Origin of the sequence: Bacteroides coprosuis (assembly GCF_020741705.1) — a bacterium.
GTDB classification, from domain to species: Bacteria; Bacteroidota; Bacteroidia; order Bacteroidales; family Bacteroidaceae; genus Bacteroides_E; species Bacteroides_E coprosuis.
This window is the reverse complement of the sequence record NZ_DYYK01000065.1, coordinates 1-4996: the sequence shown is the minus strand read 5'-3', so window position 1 is coordinate 4996 and position 4996 is coordinate 1. Positions and strand designations below refer to the sequence as shown.

Annotated in this window: 6 protein-coding genes; all 6 read right to left on the bottom strand. The window is 30.8% G+C overall.

Annotated elements, in window-relative coordinates:
- Positions 1–17 precede the first annotated feature (17 nt).
- Positions 18–413, bottom strand: a complete 396-nt coding sequence (locus K8V80_RS03810) for a hypothetical protein (protein WP_276775568.1) — start codon at positions 411–413, stop codon at positions 18–20.
- Complete coding sequence (locus K8V80_RS03805) at positions 400–756, bottom strand: hypothetical protein (protein WP_276775566.1); 357 nt, start codon at positions 754–756, stop codon at positions 400–402. The genes K8V80_RS03810 and K8V80_RS03805 overlap by 14 nt, the downstream gene beginning before the upstream one ends.
- 68 nt (positions 757–824) lie before the next feature.
- Complete coding sequence (locus K8V80_RS03800) at positions 825–1352, bottom strand: hypothetical protein (RefSeq protein ID WP_276775564.1); 528 nt, start codon at positions 1350–1352, stop codon at positions 825–827.
- A 120-nt stretch (positions 1353–1472) separates the two neighbouring features.
- Complete coding sequence (locus K8V80_RS03795; protein WP_276775562.1) at positions 1473–1904, bottom strand: flavodoxin domain-containing protein; 432 nt, start codon at positions 1902–1904, stop codon at positions 1473–1475.
- Positions 1904–2941, bottom strand: a complete 1038-nt coding sequence (locus K8V80_RS03790; RefSeq protein ID WP_276775560.1) for a ribonucleotide-diphosphate reductase subunit beta — start codon at positions 2939–2941, stop codon at positions 1904–1906. Before K8V80_RS03790 ends, K8V80_RS03795 begins: the two co-directional genes overlap by 1 nt.
- A gap of 67 nt (positions 2942–3008) precedes the next feature.
- A partial coding sequence (locus K8V80_RS03785; protein WP_276775558.1) for a ribonucleoside-diphosphate reductase subunit alpha occupies positions 3009–4996 on the bottom strand: 1988 nt, incomplete at its 5' end.

The window sequence follows — 4996 nt, the reverse complement described above, 5'->3', positions numbered from 1 at the left end:
AGCCTACTTCCTAGTTTTTATTTTGTTACATGATACATATTTGATACCTCTTCTTTAATATCTTCCCTAAAATTGTAAAAATAATCAGCTTGTCTTTTTTTAATTCCTTTTTTATTTCCAACTTTTGTAATATCCTGAAATTCTTCGAGCTCTTTTAGTTTTTCATCACCTCCTAAAACAATATATTGGTTCTTCAATTCTTCCATTTGCATCTTCAACAATCTTCTCTCTTGTAAAAACTCTTGAGTCCTCTTGTATAATTGAGCTCCTTGTGCAGCGTTAAAAGTTGCATTCTTAATCTCTGTTAATAACTTATTCCATTCTTTGTCTACTTTTTTACATTCTTCTTTCATCATTTCAATGCTTCCATATAAATCTTTCATTTCCAAGTACATAATATTAATTGATTTCATGAACATTCACTCCAATATCAGTAAGATAATTTTTCATAGCTAAGTATTTTTTTATTCCTCCAGAGTTGTCAAAATGTCTTTGAGCATTCTCTTTTTTTCTTTGTATAGTTTCATTCTCTTGTTCTTTTAATTGATGTTGCAAAGCTTTCATCATATTATACATGTCTGCTGCATTCATGTTAGTGTTTTCTATTGTATGATAAATAGTGAATATTTTTGCGTTATTAACAGGGTTTAATTTAGCGTTAAAATTACATTCATCTATTTGTACTTTTAACTTATGTAGATTTTTAAATTTTTGTATTAAATTATCTTTACTTAAATTTTTAAAATTTGAACCCATAAATATCTCTCCTTTATTTATTTATAATACTATCTTACCATATGTATACCCCTTTGTCAATGGGATTATTAATTATTTTTTACTAAATCATGTGAAAGTATACTGTATTTGACTTCTATATCTTTTAGTTTTTCTTTATGAATCTGTTTTTTCTTTTCTTCTACAATGCTGAACATTTCACTTATAATCCAATCGTATCCTTGCAACTCTTCTAAACTATACTTTTCATATCCATTAATATAATATCCATCGTATGGAAAACTAAATTCACCGTATATAGTTTCACAGTGGTATATTTCATCAAGATAAAACTCAATCTTTAAGCAACTTAACTCCTGTGTATATTGTCTATTTGTTACCCTGTCAATTGTTTCATTTAAGGTATTTTTAATAACTGTAACTTCAACCCCATTAATTAATTCAATAGGAGAGAATGACGTAGCCCTTTCTCTAAATCCTCTTATAGATTTTAAAGCAGCTTCTTTTTTTATATTATTTAATTTTTCTTCAATATCTGGTTCAACACGCTTTGGCTCTAATACCATACCAGAAACGGTAGTCTCTTGTTCTTGTTGTTTTTCCTCCCGCTTTTCCATTTTCTTAATTATAAAAATAAATATTATCATAATAATCAAAGATATTATAAAATACATCAATCCTTGGGACATCATATCCATAAATAATTCCTCCTTTATAAGTATACCCCCAGTATATCACTAGGGGTTGATTGTGTCAATGATATTATTTACTATTTTTTTATCTTCTAAATCCAAATCTTCTTCAATAAATCTTTGTTCGTATTTAAAAGTATAAAGTATATTGTTATCAGTATCTTTCAATATCTTACAAATGCCGTCAACAGCTCCACAAAAATTAGCGAAGATACTATTCCCTGTTCCAAATACAATCCAATCTTTCTTATATTTTAAAGCATTGTCAATGATAAATTGTTTACAATTGGAAGGTATTTTACCATCCCCCCAAGTGTTTGTTCCAACAATTATTAAATCATAAGGAGATATGTCAATGTTAACGTCTTCTTTTATATTAAATCTATATTCTTCTATATCACTATTGAATTGTTTTAAATAATCCATAAACATGTAGGTGTTCCCTGTTTTAGAGAACCCTACCATTAATATTTTCATTATAAATCATCCCAGCCATTGTCTCCTGAAGTTAATTCATAGTTTTTCTCACGCTTCTCAAAGAAGTCTTCTTTCTTTCTGTTTCTATTCTGAGGGTCGAAAGCATTAATCCATGACATAGGGTTCTTTTTAGTGTCAAATATCTTGGACAATCCTAAGTTATCTAGGATAATATTAGCTCTGTATTCAATATATTTAATAACTTCATACATGTCAATATCATCAATATCTTTGTATAAATCTTTACAATATTCTTGTTCATGTAATACAATCTCTCTAACAAAATCATAAATCCATTCTGTAAGCTCTTCTGTATTGTCTTCTGGATACTGTGTTAAAACATCTCTAACAATAGTCCCTTGTACCATTGAGTGAATCTGTTCCTCTGCTTGAATATATTCAATAATTTCTGACATTCCAAACATTTTCCCATTACGAGCCAAGTGGTAGAAAGGGGTGAATCCATTAGTAAATGATACGCCTTCTAATACTGCATTAGACACCTGAGCCTTTACAAAGTTTTCTACTGTAGGGTTATCAATGAATCTATTTAGCTCTTCCATAATTCTCTCATTACGCTTAATCATAAATGGGTCTTCTTTAGGATAGTTGAATACTTCACTTGCTTCTTCATCTGATACAATAGAAGATAGTACATAAGAATAGCTTTCATTATGAATAGTTTCATTATAAGCAATCATAGCCATTAAAGATTTAATAGCAGGGTCTTTAATATATTGAGAAGCATGATAATCGTACATTGTAGCCACACTATCAAGACTTGCTAAAATACCTACTCCACGTTTAAACATTTTCTTTTCTGTATCTGACATCTTGTTTTGCCAGTCTGAATAATCCTTAACTACCGATACTTCTGAGGGGATCCAGAATTTTTGGCGAAGTGTTTTTAAGAAGTCATAGTATGAGTTGTTGGAAATATTGTTCCAGTTCAAAATACCTGACTGTTCATCAAACATTCTCTCATTTGAGTTTGGTCTTTCAATGTTATAAATTCTGACTTGTTTTTCTAATTCCATTTTACATATTCTCCTTTTGAACTAATTTATAATATAAGGATAGCACAAGGCTATCCAATTGTCAATACTATGCTGAACATGCTAGACATGCTTCTTCTTGTTTACTATCCCATGAACGAACATAATAAGTTGTTTTAATTCCACGTTCCCATACTTCCATATGCATACGAAGTAAGTGTTTAACCTGTAAACCTGTTGGAATATATAAGTTGAAAGAAGTTGATTGGTCTACCCACTGTTGTCGTTTCTCGTTTTGAAGGATTGACCACATATGAGCTAATTGTTTCTCTTCTTCATATTCCATTTTCATAGTTGGTTTGTAATAGAACCATGTTCTTGATGTAAGATTAGGTACTACAATAGGTAGTAGAGCGTTAGCCTTACCATCTTGATATATAACATCAAAAATAGTGTCTACGCCTGGAGTTGAGCCCATTAATATAGATGTACCACCTGTAGGCATTGGACTTCTTACATAAGCATTTCTCATATGACCTTTAGCCAGCTCTTTTACTTCTGCCCATTCATCTAATGTTGTTTTATCTAATCGTCTATCAATCCATTCTCCAGTGTTCCATTGAGACCCTTCAAATACTTCATAAGAGCCTTTTTCTTTTCCTAGTTGTGCACTGGCTTTAATTGTATATAACATTATTTTCTCTTCTAATTTATCAACATAATCAATAGCTTTTTCTGAGTCCCACATAATGTTTTTGCTTGCTAATAATGCAGCGATACCTTGTGTTCCAGAGCCTATAGCTCTATATTTATTATTAGTAATTATAGCATCCGGAACTGTTAGTCTTTGTAATGATATCACATTATCTAAAGCTCTTACTTGAGTTTTAATGACTTCTTCTAATTCTTTGTCATCTTCTACATCAATATTATTTAACACTAACGCACTCAGATTACATGTTACCATATCCCCTGAATTATACTCAACTACAATATCTCCTTCCTCTGTAGAGATAGTTTGAGTAGTCATTTCTGATGCAGACATGTTCTGAGCGATCTCGGTGCAAAGATTAGAACTGTATATAATACCTGCGTGTTTATTTGGGTTATCTCTATTCACTGTATCACGATAAAACATAAACATTTTACCTTTTTCTAGCTGTTGTTTTAATATTTTTTTCATAATATCAATAGCTGGAATACGTTTTTTGGTAAGTTCTCCATTGTCTACACATTGGTAATATCTATAAGTCCAAGCATGGTCTTCTTTATTTGGAACTTCTTTATCTTTCAGCTTTTTCTTATCATAATAATCTTCCAAACTAAAGCCCATTATTTTTTTAATTTGATGAGGGTCAAATAAATACCAATCTCCTCGTTTGTTAACTTGTCTCATAAATTCATCTGGTACGGTTAGTCCAGGAAAAACATTGTAAGCTCTCATATTTTGGTCTCCGACTGGAGATTGTAAATCTAAAAACATTTCTAAATCTGCGTGCCAAATATCTATATAAACTGCACCTGCACCTGCCCTTTGACCGAGCTGATTAACTGACTCTAAAGTCTTATCTAATATTTTAATCCATGGGATAATACCACTGGAAGCTCCTACATTCTCTCTAATATCTGAACCGTTAGAGCGTATTTTGCCTAAATATGTCCCTAAACCAGCTCCCTGTTTAGAAAACTCTGCTACTGTACTAATACTATCAAATATGCTTGTTAAGCTATCTTCAAAAGTAATAACATGACAAGAGCTTAACGCCCCTTGAGGTGTCCCACTATTCATAAATGTAGGGGTTGCACTTGATATTTGCAATTTAGAGTATCTGTCATATAAATCGAAAGCATGTTTTAATCTATCTGATTGTTTTTCTACAGAAGATAAGTGTAAAGCCATTGTCATAAATCTTTCTTGTGGTAATTCTAAAATAGATTTATCTTTATCTGTTACTAAATATCTATCTTTTAATTGATTTACTCCTGCATAATCAAACAGTAAATCTCTTTCTGGTTTAATATAATCTCCTGCTTGTTTTAATTCTTCTTGAGTGTATTTCTCAAACAATATTTTATCATAAAGACCTTTCTCTGTCA